The organism is Variovorax ureilyticus (genome assembly GCF_037889935.1).
GTDB lineage: Bacteria > Pseudomonadota > Gammaproteobacteria > Burkholderiales > Burkholderiaceae_C > Variovorax > Variovorax ureilyticus.
This window is the reverse complement of record NZ_JBBKZU010000009.1, coordinates 81,405-101,224: the sequence shown is the minus strand read 5'-3', so window position 1 is coordinate 101,224 and position 19,820 is coordinate 81,405. Positions and strand designations below refer to the sequence as shown.

Sequence of the window (19,820 nt, the reverse complement as noted above, 5' to 3'; positions counted from 1 at the left end):
CCCCCTTGCAGGGGGCAACACCAGCGGCCCGGCAAAGCCGGTTCCGCGGTGTTTCACGGACATTCGTAGAACCAACTGAAAGGGGATCCCATGGACCTCAATTTCACGCCCGCGGAAGAGGCGTTCCGCGACGAGGTGCGCGCCTTCCTGGCCGCGAAGCTGCCCAAGCGCCTGTCCGACAAGGTCGCGACCGGCAAGCACCTGACCAAGGCCGACATGCAGGAGTGGCACGCCATCCTCAACGAGCGCGGCTGGCTCGCCAACCACTGGCCGAAACAATACGGCGGACCGGGATGGAACGCAGTGGAGAAGTTCATCTTCGAGAACGAATGCGCGCTCGCGCATGCGCCGCGCATCGTGCCCTTCGGCGTGAACATGCTCGGCCCGGTGCTCATCAAGTACGGCAACGAGGCGCAGAAGCAATATTGGCTGCCGCGCATCCTCGACGGCAGCGACTGGTGGTGCCAGGGCTACTCGGAACCGGGCGCGGGCTCGGACCTCGCCTCGGTCAAGACCTCGGCGGTCCGCGGCCGCGATGCAGAGGGCGACCACTACATCGTCAACGGCCAGAAGACCTGGACCACGCTGGGCCAGCATGCCGACATGATCTTCTGCCTGGTACGCACCAACAAGGACGCCAAGAAGCAGGAAGGCATCAGCTTCCTCCTGATCGACATGAAGTCGCCGGGCGTGGAAGTGCGGCCGATCATCACGCTCGACGGCGAGCATGAGGTCAACGAGGTGTTCTTCTCCGACGTGCGCGTGCCCGCCGGGAACCTCGTCGGCGAGGAAGACAAGGGCTGGACCTGCGCCAAGTACCTGTTGACCTACGAGCGCACCAACATCGCGGGCGTGGGCTTCTCGGTCGCGGCGATGGAGCAGCTCAAGGTCATCGCTGCCAGTCAGAAGAAGAACGGCCGCCCGCTCGCCGAAGACCCGGCGTTCGCGGCGCGCATGGCGAAGGTCGAGATCGACCTGGAGAACATGAAGACCACCAACCTGCGCGTGATCGCGGCGGTGGCCGGCGGCGGCGTGCCGGGCGCGGAAAGCTCGATGCTCAAGATCCGCGGCACCGAGATCCGCCAGGAGATCTCGTCGCTCACCCGGCGCGCGATGGGTGCGCAGGCGCGGCCCTTCGTCGCCGAGGCGCTGACGGAAGGCTTTGCCGGCGAGGCGTTCAGCCCCGCGCCGGCTGCGGCGGCACGCTACTTCAACAACCGCAAGCTGTCGATCTTCGGCGGCTCGAACGAAATCCAGAAGAACATCATCTCCAAGATGATCCTCGGGCTCTGAGAGGCACAGTCATGAACTTCGAACACACCGAAGACCGGCGCATGCTCGCCGACAGCCTGAACCGTTTCATCGCGGAGCAGTACGGATTCGAATCGCGCAATCGCATCGCGCAATCGAAGGAAGGATTCAGCAAGGCGATCTGGCAGCAGTTCGCCGAGTTGGGCGTGATCGGCGCGCTGTTCAGCGAAGCCGATGGCGGCTTCGGCGGCGCGGGCTTCGATGTCGCCGTGGTCTTCGAGGCGCTCGGGCGCGGGCTCGTGGTGGAGCCGCTGCTCGGTGCGGTGATGGCCGGCGAGGCGATCTCGGTCGCGGGCGACGATGCGCAGAAGGCCAGGCTCGGCGAGATCATGAGCGGCGCGACCGTCGCCGCCTTCGCACATGACGAGCCCCAATCGCACTACGAGCTGTCGCGCGTGCAGACGCGTGCCGAACGCAGCGGCGACGGCTGGGTGCTCGATGGCGTGAAAGCCGTGGTGCAGCAGGGCGAGCAGGCGAGCCTCTTCGTGGTCTCGGCGCGCACTTCGGGCGGCATGGACGACGAGGCGGGCATCTCGCTCTTCCTCGTGCCGGCGAACGCCCCGGGTCTCAAGGTACGCGGTAGCCCCGCGATCGACGGCGGCCGTGTGGCAGAGCTGACTTTCGACAACGCGAAGCTGGGCGCCGACGCCTTGCTAGGCGGTGAAGGCAAGGGATTCGACGCGCTCGAACGCGCCATTGGCCGCGGCGTGCTCGCGCTGTGCGCCGAAGCGCTCGGCGCCATGGAATCGGCCAAGGACGCCACGCTGGAGTACCTGCGCACGCGCAAGCAGTTCGGCGTTTTCATCGGCAGCTTCCAGGCGCTGCAGCACCGCATGGCCGACCTGCTGCTGGAAATCGAACAGGCGCGCTCCGCCGTCATCAACGCGGCAGCCGCGATGGACGCGGATCGCGTCACCCGCGAGCGCGCGCTGTCGGCCGCCAAGTTCAGCATCGGCCGCATCGGCACGCTGGTCGCGCAGGAAAGCATCCAGATGCACGGCGGCATCGGCATGACCTGGGAACTGCCGCTCGCGCACTTCGCCAAGCGGCTGGTGATGATCGACCACCAGCTCGGCGACGAGGACCATCACCTGCAGCGCTACATTGCGCTCGGCCGCGCCTGAGAGAGCCGCCGCCATGAGCACGAACCATCCGCCGATCGCGGCGCCCTTCACGGCATCGTTTCCGATCCGCAGCGAAGCCGACATCCGCAGGCTCGAGGAAACGCCGCTCGCCGAAGCGCTCACGGTGCGAAGCACCTACGAGATCTTCCGCAACTCGGCCGCGGCCTTCGGCGACAAGACCGCGCTGACCTTCCTGCGCACCGGCAATCCGGACGACGCACCGATCCGCTGGTCGTATGCACAGTTGATGAACGGCATCCACCAGACCGCGAACCTGCTGCACCGCCTGGGCGTCGGGCCGGACGACGCGGTCGCGATCCTGCTGCCGGGCTGTCTCGAATACCACCTCGCGCTCTGGGGCGGGGCGGCGGCCGGCATCGCGCAGCCGCTCAATCCGCTGCTGACGGACGAGAAGCTGGTCTCGCTGATGAAGGCCGGTCGCGCGAAGGTGCTGATCGCCTATGGCAACGATGTCGAATCCGGCATGTGGTCGAAGGCGATGCGCCTGCGAGAACAGGTGCCCTCGCTCACGACGGTGCTGCGCGTCGCGCCGCACGACGAAGCGCCGGGCAGCCCCGGCGCGTTGCCGGCGGGCGTGCTGGACTTCGTCACGGAACGCGCGAAAGAGCCGGCCGATCACCTGGCGAGCGGACGCGACATCCAGTCGAGCGACATCGCCGCGTACTTCCACACCGGCGGCACCACCGGCGCGCCCAAGCTCGCGCGGCACAGCCACGGCGCGCAGGTCTTCACCGCATGGGCCAGCATCAAGCTCACCGGCCAAAGCGCGAAGGACACCTCGATCAACGGCTACCCGCTGTTCCATGTCGCGGGCGTCCTGCCGGCTTCGCTGGCGCTGCTGTCGGCGGGCGTGGAAATGATCATTCCGACGCCATCGCTGCTGCGTAACAAGGAGGTGGTGGCCAACTACTGGCGGCTGGTCGAGAAGTACCGGGCGACTTCGCTCTCGGCGGTGCCCACCGTGCTCGCGGCGCTGGCCAACGTGCCGCTCGCCGGCGCGGACATCTCGTCGATCCACTACTGCCGCACCGGCGCGGCGGTGCTGCCGCCCGAGCTGGCGGCGCGATTCGAGCGGCTCTTCGGCCTGCATGTGCACGAGAGCCTCGGCATGACCGAGATGGCGGGCATCTCCACCATCACGCCGCCGGGCGTGAACGGACCCGCGGGTTGCGTTGGCTTCCGGCTTCCCTACGCGCAGATGCGCATCGTGGCGCTCGATTCGAACGGCAACGCGAGCGACCGCGACCTGCCGCCCGGCGAGCAGGGCATGGTGCTGTTCAAGTCGCCCAACGTGTTCTCGGGTTTCGTCGATCCGGCCGACACCGCGAAGGCGTTCACCGCCGATGGCTGGCTCGCGACCGGCGACCTGGGCTGGCTGGACGATGAAGGTCGGCTCAATCTCTCGGGCCGCTCCAAGGACCTGATCATCCGCAGCGGCCACAACATCGATCCCAAGGTCATCGAGGACGCGCTCGGCGCGCATCCCGCGGTGCAGCTCTGCGCCGCGGTGGGGGCGCCCGACGCCTATGCGGGCGAACTGCCGGTGGTCTTCGCGACGCTGGCGCCCGGCGCATCCGCGACCGAGGCGGAGCTGCTCGCCTTCACCGGCGAACGCGTCGATGAAGCGCCCGCCAAGCCCAAGTCGGTGATCGTGATCGAGCACATGCCGATGACCAACGTCGGCAAGATCTACAAGCCCCAGTTGCGCGCGATGGCCGCGCGCAAGGTGGCGGAGTCGATCGTCGACGAAGCCTGCGCGTCACTCGGCCTCGACGAAGCGGCCCGGCCGCGGGTCGAGACGGATGGTGAAAGCGCGCTCAAGGTCGTCGTCGATGCGGCGGCCGCCGGTGCCCAGGCCGCGCAATTGCACGCGCAACTGCAGCAGGTGCTGGGACGACTGCCGTTCAAGACGCAGGTGGTCCTGCAATAACTTCGCCGAACAAACTTCCGGAGACAAACCATGAACAGATCGATTTCCAGCCGCCGCGCGTGGCTGCAGGCAGCAGCGTGCACGGTCGCGCTGTGCGGCAGCTTCGCTCCCGTCCACGCACAGACCTATCCCACCAAGCCGATCAAGCTGGTCGTGCCCTTCCCGGCCGGCGGCGCGACCGATGTGCTCGCCCGCGTGATCGGCGAGAAGATGGCGGCCAGCATGGGCCAGCCGGTCATCGTCGACAACCGGGCCGGCGCGGCCGGCATCATCGGCACCGATGCGGTCGCGAAGTCCGCGCCCGACGGCTACACCATCGTGCTGTCGCTGAGCAATTCGCTCTTGACCAACCAGTTCCTCTACGAGAAGCTGCCCTACGACCCGCAGCGCGACCTCACCATGGTCTACCAGATCGCGGCCGCGCCGCTGGTGCTGGTGGTGCACCCGAGCATGCCGGTCAAGACCGCTCCCGAACTGCTCAAGTACGTCAGTGCGAACAAGGGCAAGGTCGCCTACGGCTCGTACGGCATCGGTGCCTATCCGCACCTGGCCGGCGCGCACATGAGCCTGACGCAGCAGGCCGACATGAACCATGTGGCCTACAAGGGCGAGGCGCCGATGATCACGGACCTGATCAGCGGCCAGATCCAGATGGCCTTCGCGAGCGCGCTCGTGGCCAAGCCGCACATCGAGGCCGGCAAGCTCAGGGCCATCGGCGTGAGTGGCGAGCGCCGCATGAGCGTGCTGCCGAACGTGCCCACGCTGGCCGAGCAGGGCCTGAAGGACGAGGCCTACCGCGTGACCGGCTGGCTCGCGATCGCGTTGCCGGCCAAGACGCCCCAGCCGATCGTGCAGCGCATCGCGGACGAAGTGCGCAAGGCGACGCAGCAGCCCGACGTGCAGACGCGCATCGCGGCCATGGGCTTCGAGGTCAAGGACAGTTCGCCCGAAGCCTTTGCCGCCGCCTACAAGCAGGAGCGCCCGGTGTGGGAACGCCTCATCAAGCAATCGGGCGCGAAGCTCGAATGAATTTTTCAATTGAAGGAGTGAGACCGTGAAGATCCTTGTTCCCGTCAAGCGGGTCGTCGACTACAACGTGAAGGTGCGCGTGAAGAGCGACGGCACCGGTGTGGACATTGCCAACGTCAAGATGAGCATGAACCCCTTCGACGAGATCGCCGTCGAAGAGGCAGTGCGCCTGAAGGAGAAGGGCGTGGCGACGGAAATCATCGCTGTGTCCTGCGGTGATGCGAAGTGCCAGGAGACGCTGCGCACCGCGATGGCGATCGGTGCCGATCGCGGCATCCTCGTGGAGACCGCCGAAGAACTGCAACCCCTTGCAATCGCCAAGCTGCTCAAGGCGCTGGTCGACAAGGAACAGCCCCAACTTGTCATCCTCGGCAAGCAGGCCATCGACGACGACAACAACCAGACCGGCCAGATGCTGGCTGCGCTGGCGGATCTGCCGCAAGCCACCTTTGCCTCCAAGGTCGAAGTCGCCGGCGAAAGGGTCAGCGTCACGCGTGAAGTCGACGGCGGCCTCGAAACCCTGTCCCTGTCTCTTCCCGCCGTCATCACCTCCGACCTGCGCCTGAACGAGCCGCGCTACGTGACCTTGCCCAACATCATGAAGGCCAAGAAGAAGCAGCTCGATACCGTAAAGCCCGAAGACCTCGGCGTGGACGTCAAGCCGCGCCTGAAGACCCTGAAGGTGACAGAGCCCCCGAAGCGCGGCGCCGGCATCAAGGTGCCCGATGTCGCCACGCTGGTGGACAAGCTGAAGAACGAAGCCAAGGTGATCTGAGGAAGACTGACATGACCGTACTAGTTATTGCGGAACACGACCACGCCACCCTCAAGCCGGCGACCCTGAACACCGTGACTGCAGGCATTGCTTGCGGTGGCGATGTGCACGTCCTCGTCGCAGGTGCCAATGCTGCAGAAGCTGGCAAGGCCGCCTCCCAGGTGGCTGGCGTTGCCAAGGTGATCGTGGCCGACAGCCCGAGCCTGGCGGAAAACCTCGCCGAGAACGTCGCAGCGCAGGTTCTGGCGATTGCCAAGAACTACAGCCACATCCTGTTCCCGGCCACGGCCAACGGCAAGAACGTGGCGCCGCGCGTGGCCGCCAAGCTGGATGTCGCGCAGATCAGCGACATCACCAAGGTGGACAGCCCGGACACCTTCGAGCGCCCGATCTACGCCGGCAACGCCATTGCCACGGTGCAGAGCGCAGACCCGATCAAGGTGATCACGGTGCGCACGACCGGCTTCGACGCGGCAGCCGCCACGGGCGGCAGCGCCGCCGTCGAGAACGCCGAAGGTGTTGCCGACAGCGGCAAGAGCAGCTTCGTGGGCCGTGAAGTCACCAAGAGCGACCGCCCCGAACTCACCGCCGCCAAGATCATCGTCAGCGGTGGAAGAGCCCTCGGCAGCGCCGAGAAGTTCAACGAAGTCATGACGCCGCTGGCGGACAAGCTCGGTGCAGGCCTCGGTGCCAGCCGCGCCGCCGTCGACGCGGGCTACGCCCCGAACGACTGGCAGGTGGGCCAGACGGGCAAGATCGTCGCCCCGCAGCTCTACATCGCAGCGGGCATCTCCGGCGCGATCCAGCACCTGGCGGGCATGAAGGACTCCAAGGTCATCGTCGCGATCAACAAGGACGAAGAGGCCCCGATCTTCTCGGTGGCCGACTACGGCCTCGTGGCCGATCTCTTCACGGCCGTGCCGGAACTCGTCAAGGCGCTCTGAGCCTTCTCCGAAAGGACCCACCATGAAGACCCGCGTCACCGAACTGCTCGGCATTCGCTACCCGATCATCCAGGGCGGCATGCAATGGGTGGGACTGGCAGAGCTGGCCTCGGCGGTCTCCAACGCCGGCGGCCTCGGCATCCTGACGGCGCTCACGCAGCAGACGCCCGACGACCTGCGCCGCGAGATCGAGCGCACGCGCACGATGACCGACAGGCCGTTCGGCGTGAACCTCACGATCCTGCCCGCGATGAAGCCGCCGCCGTATGCCGAATACGTGCAGGCCATCATCGACAGCGGCGTGAAGATCGTCGAGACGGCCGGCAACAGCCCGCGGGACTTCATCGCGCAGTTCAAGGCACATGGCATCAGGATCGTCCACAAATGCACCTCGGTGCGCCATGCGCTCTCGGCCGAGCGCAACGGCGTGGACGCGGTGTCGGTCGACGGCTTCGAATGCGCGGGACATCCGGGCGAGGACGATGTGCCGGGCCTCGTGCTGCTGCCGATCGCGGCGCGCGCGCTCAGCATTCCGATCATCGCGTCGGGCGGCATCGCCGACGGGCGCGGCATGGCGGCGGCGCTGTCGCTCGGCGCGGAAGGCGTGAACATGGGCACGCGCTTCTGCGTGACGCAGGAAGCGCCGATCCACTACAACATCAAGCAGGCGCTGGTCGCGGCTTCGGAGCGCGACACCAAGCTGATGTTCCGCACCATGAAGAACACCGCGCGCGTGTTCCGCAACGCGATCTCCGAGGAAGTGGTCGCGACCGAGAACCGTCCGGGCGGCTGCCAGTTCGAGGACATCCGCCCACTCGTCGCCGGCGTCCGCGGACGGGCAGCGCTGGCGTCGGGCGAGGTCAACGGCGGCGTCGTTTCGGCGGGCCAGTGCATCGGGCTGATCGACGACGTGCCGACCTGCGCGGAGCTGCTCGAGCGCATGGTGCGGGAGTGCCGGGAGCACCTGGACCGGGCGCGCGCCTACTTCGACTGACCGGCCTTCGGGGACGCCGGCCATCGGGGGCCGGCTGGGGAAATCCCCCGATGGATGAAAGGTCATCGATCGTTAGGATCGATCACCGCTTCCCTGTCGAGGTGTACGGATCGCGTCCCGGCGACCGGCCGGCGACACGGCGTATCCCTCACTTGCCCGATGACCACCCCGAACGAGTCCGGCCCCGTGCTGGACGCCGCCAGCCCCCTCCCCCCTGAAATCGAAGCCGCCGACGAAAAGACGCGCGTCCCGCTCGCCATCGAGGACTGGGCGACGGTGGTCATCATGGGGCTGCTGGCGTGCATCACCTTCGCCAACGTGCTGGTGCGCTATTTCACCGACTCCTCCTTCGCTTGGACGGAGGAGTTCTCGGTGTTCCTCATGATCCTGCTCGCGCTCGTGGCCGGCTCGGCCGCGGTGGCGCGCGACCGCCACATCCGCATCGAGTACTTCGCCGAGGGCGGCTCGATGGCGCGCCGCAAACGCCTCGCGCAGTTCGGCGCGGCGATGGTGGCGCTGCTGTTCCTCCTGGTCGCGGCGCTGAGCGTTCGCGTGGTGTGGGACGACTATCGCTTCGAAGAAACTTCCCCGGGCATCGGTGTCCCGCAGTGGTGGTATTCGATCTGGCTGCCGATCGTGTCGCTGGCGATCGCGCTGCGTGCCGTGGGCCTGTTCATCCGCCGCGGCCGCAGGACGATGGACGCGAACGACGGAAGTGCCAAGCCATGATCCCGACGCTCCTCTTCGCCGCCTTCATCGTGATGATGCTGGTGGGCGTGCCGATCGGCGCGGCCCTGGGCCTCGCGGGCGCGGCCTGCATCGCGCTGGCCAATGGCGACGCGCAATGGTTCGGCCTGCTCGCGGTGCCGCAGAACTTCTATGCCGGCCTCGGCAAGTACCCGTTGCTCGCGATCCCGATGTTCGTGCTGGTGGGCTCGATCTTCGACCGCTCCGGCGTGGCACTGCGGCTGGTGAATTTCGCGATCGCGATCGTCGGGCGCGGTCCCGGCATGCTGCCGCTGGTGGCGATCGTGGTCGCGATGTTCCTCGGCGGCATCTCGGGCTCGGGACCGGCCAATGCGGCGGCGGTCGGCGCGGTGATGATCGCGGCGATGTCGCGCGCGGGCTATCCCGATGCGTATTCGGCCAGCGTGGTCGGCGCTGCGGCGGCGACGGACATCCTGATCCCACCTTCGGTCGCCTTCATCGTGTACTCGGTGCTGGTGCCGGGCGCATCGGTGCCGGCGCTGTTCGCGGCGGGCATGATTCCGGGCATCCTCGCGGGCATCGCGCTGATCGTTCCGGCGGTGTGGCTCGCGCGCAAGCACAAGATGGGGGCGCTCGAATCCAGCCTGCCGCGCCCGCCGTTCTGGAAGAGCTTCCGTGAAGCGACCTGGGGCCTCGCGGCGCCGGTGCTGATCCTCGGCGGCATGCGCGCCGGCCTCTTCACGCCGACCGAAGCGGCGGTGGTGGCGGTGTTCTACGGCCTCTTCGTCGGCATGGCGATCCACCGCACGATCCAGCTGCGCGACCTGTTCGCGATCCTGCGCGAATCGGGCGAGTTGTCGGCGGTGATCCTGCTCGTCGTATCGCTGGCGGGCATCTTCGCGTATTCGCTCTCGACGCTGGGCGTGATCGATCCCGTCACGCGCGCGATCGTCAACTCGGGGCTGGGCGAATACGGCGTGCTGTCGCTGCTGATCCTGCTGCTCATCACCGTCGGCATGTTCCTCGACGGCGTGTCCATCTTCCTGATCTTCGTGCCGCTGCTGTGGCCGATCGTGCAGCACTACAAGTGGGACCCGGTGTGGTTCGGCGTGATCCTCACGCTCAAGGTCGCGCTCGGCCAGTTCACGCCGCCGCTGGCCGTGAACCTGATGGTGTCGTGCCGCATCGCCAACGTCCGCATGGAAGAGACCGTGCGGTGGGTCGGGTGGATGCTGTTCGCGATGTTCCTCGTGATGGTGGCCGTGATCATCTGGCCCAGTCTGGCGCTCTGGCTGCCCCACGAACTGGGTTATTGATGGATAGAGGCCCCACATCTGGCGCCCACCCCGGAGCCCGGTCTGCGGTGCGGCGCTGCGGGCGCCTCTGCGCCGCCGAGGAGCGCAGCCTTTCGCGGATCAGGGCTCGCGCTTGTCTGGGCGAAGCGAGTTTGCGCGAGACCCCGCGAAAGGCGAGCACCGCAGGGGAGCCGCGAAGCGGCCGGCGTAGTGAAGCCCGCAGCGCTGCACCGCAGACCGGGCGGACCCCGCAACGCGCGCAGCCCCCAACGAACCACATCAGTCAACCCAAGGAGACCTAGCAAATGAAATTCCGTCGCTCCCTCATCGGCCTCCTGGCCGTCGCCGCCGCCCTGGGCGGCTTCTCCGTCAGCGCCACCGCCCAGAACTACAAGGCCGAATACAAGATGTCGCTGGTCCTCGGCCCCCCGACCCCGTGGGGTGAAGCCGGCCGCCTTTGGGCCGACCTCGTCAAGGAGCGCACCCAGGGCCGCATCAACATCAAGCTGTACCCCGGCGTCTCGCTGATCCAGGGCGACCAGACCCGCGAATTCAGTGCGCTGCGCCAGGGCGTCATCGACATGGCCGTCGGTTCCACCATCAACTGGTCGCCGCAGGTCAAGCAGCTGAACCTGTTCTCCATGCCCTTCCTGATGCCCGACTACGCCGCCGTCGACGCCCTCACGCAAGGGGCCGTCGGCAAGGACATGTTCGCAACCCTCGAGAAGGCCGGCGTCGTGCCGCTCGCGTGGGGCGAGAACGGCTTCCGCGAAATCACCAACTCCAAGAAGCCCATCAAGTCGCCCGAAGACCTCAAGGGCATGAAGATCCGCGTCGTCGGCTCGCCGATCTTCTCGGACACCTTCACAGCGCTCGGCGCCAACCCGACCCAGATGAGCTGGGCCGATGCGCAACCGGCACTCGCAAGCGGCGCGGTCGACGGCCAGGAGAACCCGCTCTTCCTCTTCACCGTGCTCAAGATGCACACCGTCGGCCAGAAGTTCGTGACCACCTGGGGCTACGTCTGCGACCCGCTGGTGTTCGTCGTCAACAAGGAGATCTGGTCCTCGTGGACGCCGGCCGATCAGGCGATCGTGCGCCAGGCCGCGATCGATGCCGGCAAGCAGAACATCGCGCTCGCCCGCAAGGGACTCGTGGAGGCCGACAAGCCCGTGCTCAAGGACATCGCCGCCATGGGCGTGACCGTGACCAACCTCACGCCGGCCGAGCGCGACGCCTTCGTCAAGGCCACCCGCCCGGTCTACAACAAGTGGAAGTCCACGGTCGGCAACGAACTCGTGACCAAGGCCGAGCAGACCATCGAGGCGCGCAAGCACTAGATTCGGCGCGTGCCCGACAGAAAAGCCCCGCGATGCGGGGCTTTTTCATGGGCGTCGGGCCGCGATCACTGCGGCTTCGCCAGCCCCAACTTCTCGATCAGCGCCTTCTCGCGCGTGAACGTCGTCTGCGCGAATTTCGTGTAGTCGGCCGAACTCATGTAGATCGGCAGCATGTCGTAACGGCCGAGCGAGGCGACGTAGCTCTGCTCCTCCATCGCCTGCTTGAACGCGTCGTGCAGCTTCTTCACGACCTCCGGTGGCGTGCCCTTCGGCGCACCGATGCCGAAGGGCGAGTTCTGCACCACGTCGATGCCGAGCTCCTTGAGCGTCGGCGCATCGGGGAATTTCGCGAGCCTCTTGTCGCCCCAGGTGTTGAGCACCCTGAGCTTGCCCGCTTCGACCAGCGGCGCGAAGCCGGTCGAATCCGCGATCGCCATCAGGTGTCCGCCGAGCACCGCCTGCGAGAGATCGGCGCTGCCCTTGTACGGCACATGCTGAAGCTGGATGCCGAGCTGCTGCGCGATCAGCTCGGTCGTCAGGTGCGGGCTGGTGAGATTGCCCGTCGAACCGTAGGTGAGCTTGCCCGGGTTGGCCTTCGCGTAGGCGACGAAATCGTTCCAGTTCTTGAACGGACTGTCGGCCGGCACCGCGATGCCGAACGCGTAGCCGGTGAGATTGATGACATAGCTGATGTCCTTCACCGGGTCCCACGTGATCCTGGTGGTGTAAGGCAGGCGGAACACGCCGAGCGGGATCTGGGCGATGGTGTAGCCGTCCGGAGCCGAGGTCTGCAAGGCCTGCGCCGGCAGCGTGCCGCCGGCACCGGGCTTGTTCTCGATCACGATCGGCTGGCCGATGATCTTCGACGCGTTGTCGGCCAGTTGCCGCATCGTGATGTCGGTCGGCCCGCCCGCCGGGAACGCGATGATGAGCTTGATCGGCCGGCTCGGAAAACTCTGCGCGTAGGCGCCGGTGGTTGCTGCGGCGCCAAGCAAGGCGGCGCACAAGAGGTGTCGACGAATCATCTGGTTGCTCCCGGAGTCAGGCCCGCATTTGGCCGCCGGGATATTCGCCGGGCAACCGGGTAAGCCCCCGGTCAGCCTGCCTGCTGCATGAATCCCTCCAGCACGTTGACCGCGTTGGCGCCGACCTCGGCCACCGCATAGCCGCCTTCGAAGACGAAGACGGTCGGCAGCCCGGCCCGCGCGAGGTCCTCGCCGATGCGCAGGTAGTCGGGCGTGGCCAGCGTGAAGCCCGCGATCGGGTCGCCTTCGAAGGTGTCGAGGCCGAGCGAGACGACGAGCGCGCCCGCCTTGAATGCGGCGATGCCGCGCAGCGCCTCGATCAAGGCCTCGCGCCACTGCTCGAATCCCGTGCCGCGCGGCAATGGAAGGTTGCGATTGAAGCCCAGCCCCCCACCCGCACCGCGCTCGTCGGCGTAGCCGAGGTAGTACGGGTATTCGGTGTGCGGATCGCCGTGGATGCTGGTGAACTGCACATCGGCGCGGTCGTAGAAGATGGCCTGCGTCCCGTTGCCGTGGTGGTAGTCGATGTCGAGCACCGCCACCCGATCGACGCCCGCATCGCGCAGCGCCTGTGCGGCGATCGCCGCGTTGTTCAGGAAGCAGTAGCCGCCGAAGAAATCCGGGCCGGCGTGATGCCCCGGCGGCCGGGTCAACGCGAACGCGGCGCGCGCGCCTTTCAGCACGTGCGAAGCGGCGGTCAATGCACAGCAGGCGCCTGCGCGCGCCGCCCGCCATGTGCCCGATGTCAACGGCGTGCCGGCGTCGTACGAGAACAGGCCCATGCGCGCCGCGAAGCTCGCGGGCAGCACGTCGGAGCGGAAGGTGCGGATCGGCCAGTACGAAGGAAAGGCATCGCGCTCTGCATTGGCCGGATCCAGCGCGACCCACTCGTCCCATGCATTGGCAAGGAAGTCGAGATAGCGCGATGAATGAACCCGCGCGAATGCGGAGCCGTCGAACTCGGCGGGAGACTCGATCGGCCCGAGGTTGCGCTCCTGCAATTCGCGCAGGACGTAGTCGGCGCGGGCCGGCACCTCGAAGCACGGCACCAGTTGGCCGCGGAACATCTCCACCTTGCCGTGGTGCACGGTGTGGAGGTGATTGAAGACGGTGAGCATCGCGCAAGGTTAGCGCGTGTCCACGACCACACCAATGGGCCTTCCAGTCATCCAGCCACAGAGCCCGGTCTGCGGTGCGGCGCTGCGGGCGCCTCTGCGTCGCCGAGGAGCGCAGCCTTTCGCGGATCAGGGCTCGCGCTTGTCTGAGCGAAGCGAGTTTGCGCGAGACCCCGCCAGAGGCGAGCACCGCAGGGCAGCCGCGAAGCGGCCGGCGCAGTGAAGCCCGCAGCGCCGCATCGCAGACCGGGCGGACGCTCCAGGGGAAAGCACTCAGGCCTCCCGCCGCAACCCTTCCGAGGCCTCGTCCAGAACAGGCAGCGGCACGACCACATTCGCCGACCGCGCCGCCCGGGCCAGCACCGGTCCCAGAGCCACCCCGGTGTGCGTCCGAAGCGCAACGACTTCTTCAGGCGGCGCAGCCGCCACGATCCGCCCCCCCGCGCTCCCGCCTTCAGGCCCCAGGTCGATCAGCCAGTCCGCCTCGGCAATCACGTCGAGGTCATGTTCGATCACCACCACGCTGTGCCCGCCGTTCACCAGCCGATGCAGCACGTGGATGAGCTTCTCGACATCGGCCATGTGCAGGCCCACGGTCGGCTCGTCGAGCACGTAGAGCGTATGCGGCGTCTTGTTGCCCCGCCGCGTGACGTCGTCGCGCACCTTGCTCAGCTCCGTCACGAGCTTGATCCGCTGCGCCTCGCCGCCCGACAACGTCGGCGAAGGCTGCCCCAGAGTGAGATACCCCAGCCCCACGTCCTTCAGCAACTGCAGCGGATGGCTGATGTTCGGCATCGAGGCGAAGAACTCCACCGCTTCGTCCACCTCCATTTGCAGCACATCGCCGATGCTCTTGCCGCGCCAGCTCACCGCCAGCGTCTCGGGATTGAAGCGCGCGCCATGGCACACCTCGCAGGGCACCTTCACATCGGGCAGGAAGCTCATCTCGATCGTGCGGACGCCCGCGCCCTCGCACCCCGGACAACGCCCCTCGCCCGTGTTGAAGCTGAATCGCGCCGGACCATAGCCTCGCGCCTTCGCCTCCAGCGTGTCCGCGAACAGCTTGCGGATCGTGTCCCAGAAGCCGATATAGGTCGCAGGGCAGCTGCGCGGCGTCTTGCCGATGGGCGTCTGGTCGACTTCGAGCACGCGGTCGATCGTCTCGTAGCCCTCGACCGCCCGGCATCCGGCCCATGCGGGGCGCTTGCCCGCGGCATCCGCATCGCGCCCCGCCTTCGTCATGCGTTGCACCACCACGGCATGCACATTGGCCAGCAACACATCGCGCGCCAGCGTCGACTTCCCCGATCCGCTCACGCCGGTCACGACGACGAGGCGCTTGAGCGGCAGCGACACCGTCACGTCCTGCAGGTTGTGCATGTCGGCACCGCGCACCGTCAGCCAGTCCGGCGCACCAGCCTCGGGCGAAGGCACCGGCCGCCTCGCCTGCAAAGGATGCTTGATCGCATCGCGCAGATAGCGCCCCGTCTGCGAATCGTTCGCCGCCTGGATCTCGGCGACGCTGCCCTCCGCCACCAGCCGACCGCCACGCTTGCCGGCACTCGGGCCGATGTCGATGATGTGATCGGCGCGGCGGATCGTGTCCTCGTCGTGCTCCACCACCACCAGCGTGTTTCCCTTGTCGCCCAGCTTGTGCAGGGCATCCAGCAGGATCTGGTTGTCGCGCGCATGCAGCCCGATGGTCGGTTCGTCGAGCACGTAGCAGACGCCCTGCAGGTTGCTGCCGAGCTGCGCCGCGAGGCGAATGCGCTGCGCCTCGCCGCCGCTCAAGGTCGGCGCGCCGCGGTCGAGCGTCAGATAGCCCAGCCCCACCTCTTCGAGGAATTCGAGCCGGCTGCGGATCTCCGGCACGAGGTCGCGCGCGATCTGCGCCTCGCGCCCCGACAGCTGCAGGCCTTCGAACCACGTGCGGATATCGCTCACGCTCATGCGCGCCAGTTGCGTGATGCCGATGCCGCCGTTGCCCGAGGCATCCGAAGCACCGAACAGCACCGCACGCGCCGTCGCGTTGAGTCGCGTGCCCTCGCAGGTCGGGCACACCACGTCGCCCACGTCCTCGGCTTCCGGCTCGGCGAAAGTCTGCTCGCGCCCCTTCTGGTCGTCGGCCATCACCGAATCGTCATAAACCTTGCGCTGCTCCTTCGTGAGCTTGACGCCCGTGCCCACGCAGTCGGGGCACCAGCCGTGCTTGCTGTTGTAGGAGAACAGGCGCGGATCGAGCTCCGCGTAGCTGGTGCTGCACACCGGGCACGCGCGCAGGGTCGAGAAGACATGTGCACGCCCGATGCCATGCGTCGGCGCGCCGGCCATCATCGCGCCGCGCAGGCCGGTGAGCTCGCTCATCACATGGACCACGCCCTTGCCGTGCTCCAGCGCACGCGCGAGCGCCTGCCGCAGTTCGGTCTCCTGCGATGGCAGAACGTCGAGGCTTGCCACCGGGAGCTCGATGTTGTGCTCCTTGAAGCGGTCGATGCGCGGGAAGCCGGTGGTCGGCAGGAATTCGCCATCCACCCGCAGGTGCGTATAGCCGCGCGGCCGCGCCCAGTCGGCCAGCTCGGTGTAGACGCCCTTGCGATTGCTCACCAGCGGTGCGAGCAGGCCGATGTGCTGGCCCTTGAAGTTCTTCAAGAGCTGCGCCGCGATGCTGTCTTGTGTCTGCGGCTGCACCGCCGCGCCGTCGTGGATGCAGTGCTGCACGCCGAGCTTGACGTACAGCAGCCGCAGGAAGTGCCACACCTCGGTCGTCGTGCCCACCGTGCTCTTGCGGCCGCCGCGCGAGAGCCGCTGCTCGATCGCCACCGTCGGCGGAATGCCGTACACCGCATCGACTTCAGGCCTCCCCGCTGGCTGGACGATGCTGCGCGCATAGGCGTTGAGCGATTCGAGATAGCGCCGCTGCCCTTCGTTGAAGAGGATGTCGAAGGCCAGCGTCGACTTGCCCGAGCCGCTCACGCCGGTCACCACGCTGAACTTGCCGCGCGGGATGTCGACCGACAGGTGCTTGAGGTTGTGCTCGCGCGCATTCACGATCTGGATCGCATCGCGCCCCGGCGCCGGTTGCGCATGCGCCGCATAGTCGCGCGCCGCCCGCTCGGCCACCTTGAAGGCGCCGGGGCCGATCGCGAGTTCGTAGTCGGCGAGCGCCTCGCCGGTCAGCGATGCGCGGTTCTCGCGCACCTGCTCCGGCGTGCCGACCGCAATGATCTGGCCGCCGCCCTCGCCGCCTTCGGGGCCGAGGTCGATGATCCAGTCGCTCGCGCGGATCACGTCGAGGTTGTGTTCGATCACGACCAGCGAATGCCCCGCGTCGAGCAGCTTGCGCAGCGCACGCATCAGGCGTGCGATGTCGTCGAAGTGCAGGCCGGTGGTCGGTTCGTCGAAGAGGAAGAGCTGGCCCTTGCGCGCCAGCGGCTGCTTGCTCGCGCTGCCGCTCTTCGCGGCTTCCGCGAGAAAGCCCGCGAGCTTCAGGCGCTGCGCCTCGCCGCCGCTGAGCGTGGGCACGGGCTGGCCGAGCTTCACGTAGTCGAGGCCGACATCGACGATCGGCTGCAGCATGCGCAGCACTTCCCGATCGCCGATGGACTTGGGCCCCCACGCTCCGCCGCTACGCGGGTCGCTGCCCCCCGAGGGGGCTTGTTCGGCTTGGGGCGGCCCGGCGCCGAACAGCGCCGCCGCTTCGGCCACCGTGAGTTCGAGCACGTCGGCCACGTTCATCGTGCGGCCCTTGCGCTCGATCGTGACTTCGAGGATCTCGGGCCGATAGCGCTTGCCGTCGCAATCCGGGCAGCGCAGGTACACGTCGGAGAGGAACTGCATCTCCACATGCTCGAAGCCCGAGCCGCCACAGGTCGGGCAGCGCCCGTCGCCGCTGTTGAAGCTGAACTTCGACGAGGTGTAGCCGCGCTGCCGCGAGAGTGCCGCGGTCGCGAAGATCTCGCGGATCGCATCCCAGGCGCCGACGTAGCTCGCCGGGTTGGAGCGCGCGGTCTTGCCGATCGGCGACTGGTCGACGAAGACCACGTCGCTCAGGTGATCGGCGCCCAGCAGCCGGTCATGCGCGCCGGGGGATTCGGTCGCGCGGCCGAAGTGCCGCATCAGCGCGGGCGCAAGCACGTCCTGCACCAGCGTCGACTTGCCCGACCCGCTCACGCCGGTGATGCAGACGAGGCGCGACAGCGGGATCTCCACCGTCACATCCTTCAGGTTGTGCTCGCGCACGCCTTCGAGGATGAGGCGCGGCGTGTTCTCGCTCACCATGCGGCGGAAGCCCATGCCGATCTGCTTGCGGCCGCCGAGGTATTGGCCGGTGAGCGTGTCGGCGTCGCGCAGCGCGTGGGTGCTGCCGTCGAACACCACGCGGCCGCCGCGCACGCCGGGGCCGGGTCCCATGTCGATCACGCGGTCGGCGGCGAGCATCACCGCCGGGTCGTGCTCCACCACCACCAGCGTGTTGCCGGCATCGCGCAGGCGCAGCATCGCTTCGGTGATGCGGTTCATGTCACGCGGATGCAGGCCGATGCTGGGCTCGTCGAGCACGAACAGCGTGTTCACCAGCGAGGTGCCGAGCGCGGTCGTGAGGTTGATGCGCTGCACCTCGCCGCCGCTCAGCGTGCGGCTCTGGCGGTCGAGCGTGAGATAGCCGATGCCGACGTCATGCAGGTAGCGCAGGCGCGTCGTGATCTCGTCGAACAGCAGCTTGAGCGCCTGCACCTCGCCTTCGCTCGCGTTGCTCTGGTTGCCATGGCTCTCGATGCCGTCGAAGAAGCGGCGCAGCCGCTCGATGGGTAGCAGCATCAGGTCGTGCAGGCACAACCCGGGCAGCGATTCGAGCTGCGCGCGCGACCACTTCGCGCCCTTGGGCATGAAGCGTTTCGAAGGGTCGAGCACCGCATCGGCGTCTTCCTTGCTGCCGATGCGCCACAAGAGGCTTTCGAGCTTGAGCCGCGCGCCCGCGCAGGTCGGACACGGCGTGTAGCTGCGGTACTTGGACAAGAGCACGCGGATGTGCATCTTGTACGCCTTGCTCTCCAGGTAGCCGAAGAAGCGGCGGATGCCGTACCACTGCCGGCTCCAGTTGCCTTCCTTGTAGTTGGGCGTGCCCTCGATGACCCACTGCTTCTGCTCTTCCGTGAGCTTGCTCCAGGGCGTGTCGCGCGGAATGCCGGCGGACTCGGCGTGGCGCATGAGGTCGTCCTGCGCCTCTTTCCACGCGGGCGTCTGGATGGTCTTGATCGCGCCGGCGCGCAGCGTGAGCTTGTCGTTGGGGATCACGAGGCCGAGATCGACGCCGATCACGCGGCCGAAGCCCCGGCACGTCTCGCACGCGCCCACGGCCGAGTTGAACGAGAACATCGACGGGATCGGGTCCGCATAGCGGATGTCGCTTTCGGGGCAATGCAGGCCGGTGGAGAACCTCCACATCTCCGGCTCGGCACCTTCTTCGGCCGCCAATGCATAGACGCTGAGCCGCCCGCTGCCCCGTTTGATCGCCACCTCGATCGCCTCGATGACCCGCGCGCGTTCGGCGTTCGACATACGGAAGCGGTCAGCCACCACGTCGAGCACCTTGCGCGGGCCGGTCGGCGTCGCGACCTCGCGCTCGGCCTGGATGCGCGTGAAGCCGCTCGCGGAAAGCCATTGCGTGACCTCTTCCGCCGAGGTGCTCGCCGGCAATTCGACGGGGAACGTGAGGACGACGCGCGGATCCTTCGCCGCAGCGCGCGAGACCATCTCCGCATAGATCGAATCCGGGGAATCGTGCCGCACCGGCAGCGCGGTCTCGCGATCGAACAGTTGTGCCGCGCGTGCGAACAGCAGCTTCAGGTGGTCGTTGAGTTCGGTCATCGTGCCGACGGTCGAACGCGACGAGCGCACCGGGTTCGTCTGGTCGATCGCGATCGCGGGCGGAACGCCTTCCACCTTGTCGACGGCCGGCTTGTCCATGCGGTCGAGGAACTGCCGGGCATACGCCGAGAAGGTCTCGACGTAGCGCCGCTGGCCTTCGGCGTAGAGGGTGTCGAACACCAGGCTCGACTTGCCCGAGCCGCTCGGCCCGGTGACCACCGTCATCTCGCCGGTGCGGATGTCGAGATCGAGGTTCTGGAGGTTGTGCTGGCGTGCGCCGCGAATGCGGATGGAGCCCTGTGTCATGAGTGCCTTGCGGAATGGGGCAGACATTCTAGGAATTC

General features: G+C 67.4%; 13 protein-coding genes. 10 read left to right on the top strand and 3 right to left on the bottom strand.

Going from position 1 to position 19,820, the window contains the following annotated elements; translation table 11 throughout:
• Positions 1–90 precede the first annotated feature (90 nt).
• From WKW77_RS20705 to WKW77_RS20660, 10 genes are all read left to right on the top strand, one after another.
• A complete protein-coding gene (locus WKW77_RS20705; RefSeq protein WP_340358763.1) occupies positions 91–1,293 on the top strand; it encodes an acyl-CoA dehydrogenase family protein in 1,203 nt (400 codons plus the stop codon).
• An 11-nt stretch (positions 1,294–1,304) separates the two neighbouring features.
• Positions 1,305–2,435, top strand: coding sequence for an acyl-CoA dehydrogenase family protein (locus WKW77_RS20700; protein ID WP_340358762.1), 1,131 nt, complete (start codon positions 1,305–1,307; stop codon positions 2,433–2,435).
• A 13-nt stretch (positions 2,436–2,448) separates the two neighbouring features.
• On the top strand, positions 2,449–4,386 hold the full coding sequence (locus tag WKW77_RS20695) for an acyl-CoA synthetase (RefSeq protein ID WP_340358761.1): 1,938 nt from the start codon (positions 2,449–2,451) through the stop codon (positions 4,384–4,386).
• Positions 4,387–4,416: 30 nt separating this feature from the next.
• Complete coding sequence (locus tag WKW77_RS20690) at positions 4,417–5,415, top strand: Bug family tripartite tricarboxylate transporter substrate binding protein (RefSeq protein WP_340358760.1); 999 nt, start codon at positions 4,417–4,419, stop codon at positions 5,413–5,415.
• A 25-nt stretch (positions 5,416–5,440) separates the two neighbouring features.
• Complete coding sequence (locus WKW77_RS20685) at positions 5,441–6,190, top strand: electron transfer flavoprotein subunit beta/FixA family protein (RefSeq protein WP_340358759.1); 750 nt, start codon at positions 5,441–5,443, stop codon at positions 6,188–6,190.
• 11 nt (positions 6,191–6,201) lie between these two features.
• The gene (locus WKW77_RS20680) at positions 6,202–7,134 is read left to right on the top strand and encodes an electron transfer flavoprotein subunit alpha/FixB family protein (protein WP_340358758.1); all 933 of its coding nucleotides are present in this window, start codon (positions 6,202–6,204) and stop codon (positions 7,132–7,134) included.
• A 22-nt stretch (positions 7,135–7,156) separates the two neighbouring features.
• On the top strand, positions 7,157–8,128 hold the full coding sequence (locus WKW77_RS20675) for an NAD(P)H-dependent flavin oxidoreductase (RefSeq protein ID WP_340358757.1): 972 nt from the start codon (positions 7,157–7,159) through the stop codon (positions 8,126–8,128).
• 159 nt (positions 8,129–8,287) lie between these two features.
• Positions 8,288–8,857 (top strand): TRAP transporter small permease, encoded by a 570-nt coding sequence (locus tag WKW77_RS20670; protein WP_340358756.1) that lies wholly within the window; start codon positions 8,288–8,290, stop codon positions 8,855–8,857.
• Positions 8,854–10,152, top strand: coding sequence for a TRAP transporter large permease (locus WKW77_RS20665; protein ID WP_340358755.1), 1,299 nt, complete (start codon positions 8,854–8,856; stop codon positions 10,150–10,152). The genes WKW77_RS20670 and WKW77_RS20665 overlap by 4 nt, the downstream gene beginning before the upstream one ends.
• Before the next feature lie 284 nt (positions 10,153–10,436).
• Positions 10,437–11,471 (top strand): DctP family TRAP transporter solute-binding subunit, encoded by a 1,035-nt coding sequence (locus WKW77_RS20660; RefSeq protein ID WP_340358754.1) that lies wholly within the window; start codon positions 10,437–10,439, stop codon positions 11,469–11,471.
• A 65-nt stretch (positions 11,472–11,536) separates the two neighbouring features.
• On the opposite strand, the gene WKW77_RS20655 is transcribed toward WKW77_RS20660, so the two are convergent.
• The 3 genes from WKW77_RS20655 to uvrA all read right to left on the bottom strand — a co-directional run bounded on the left by WKW77_RS20655 (position 11,537) and on the right by uvrA (position 19,782).
• The gene (locus WKW77_RS20655; protein WP_340358753.1) at positions 11,537–12,496 is read right to left on the bottom strand and encodes a tripartite tricarboxylate transporter substrate binding protein; all 960 of its coding nucleotides are present in this window, start codon (positions 12,494–12,496) and stop codon (positions 11,537–11,539) included.
• Between the two features lie 71 nt (positions 12,497–12,567).
• Positions 12,568–13,614, bottom strand: a complete 1,047-nt coding sequence (locus tag WKW77_RS20650; protein ID WP_340358752.1) for a histone deacetylase family protein — start codon at positions 13,612–13,614, stop codon at positions 12,568–12,570.
• Between the two features lie 270 nt (positions 13,615–13,884).
• Entirely contained in the window at positions 13,885–19,782 is a 5,898-nt protein-coding gene (gene uvrA / locus WKW77_RS20645; protein ID WP_340358926.1) for an excinuclease ABC subunit UvrA, read from the bottom strand.
• Positions 19,783–19,820 lie beyond the last annotated feature (38 nt).

What these genes read in the sequence shown, in the direction of transcription:
- WKW77_RS20665 (WP_340358755.1), top strand. Translation starts at nt 8,854, where the DNA reads ATGATCCCGACGCTCCTCTTCGCCGCCTTCATCGTGATGATGCTGGTG.
- WKW77_RS20690 (WP_340358760.1), top strand. Translation starts at nt 4,417, where the DNA reads ATGAACAGATCGATTTCCAGCCGCCGCGCGTGGCTGCAGGCAGCAGCG.
- uvrA (WP_340358926.1), bottom strand. Translation starts at nt 19,782, where the DNA reads ATGACACAGGGCTCCATCCGCATTCGCGGCGCACGCCAGCACAACCTC.
- WKW77_RS20700 (WP_340358762.1), top strand. Translation starts at nt 1,305, where the DNA reads ATGAACTTCGAACACACCGAAGACCGGCGCATGCTCGCCGACAGCCTG.
- WKW77_RS20680 (WP_340358758.1), top strand. Translation starts at nt 6,202, where the DNA reads ATGACCGTACTAGTTATTGCGGAACACGACCACGCCACCCTCAAGCCG.
- WKW77_RS20650 (WP_340358752.1), bottom strand. Translation starts at nt 13,614, where the DNA reads ATGCTCACCGTCTTCAATCACCTCCACACCGTGCACCACGGCAAGGTG.
- WKW77_RS20660 (WP_340358754.1), top strand. Translation starts at nt 10,437, where the DNA reads ATGAAATTCCGTCGCTCCCTCATCGGCCTCCTGGCCGTCGCCGCCGCC.
- WKW77_RS20670 (WP_340358756.1), top strand. Translation starts at nt 8,288, where the DNA reads ATGACCACCCCGAACGAGTCCGGCCCCGTGCTGGACGCCGCCAGCCCC.
- WKW77_RS20675 (WP_340358757.1), top strand. Translation starts at nt 7,157, where the DNA reads ATGAAGACCCGCGTCACCGAACTGCTCGGCATTCGCTACCCGATCATC.
- WKW77_RS20695 (WP_340358761.1), top strand. Translation starts at nt 2,449, where the DNA reads ATGAGCACGAACCATCCGCCGATCGCGGCGCCCTTCACGGCATCGTTT.
- WKW77_RS20705 (WP_340358763.1), top strand. Translation starts at nt 91, where the DNA reads ATGGACCTCAATTTCACGCCCGCGGAAGAGGCGTTCCGCGACGAGGTG.
- WKW77_RS20655 (WP_340358753.1), bottom strand. Translation starts at nt 12,496, where the DNA reads ATGATTCGTCGACACCTCTTGTGCGCCGCCTTGCTTGGCGCCGCAGCA.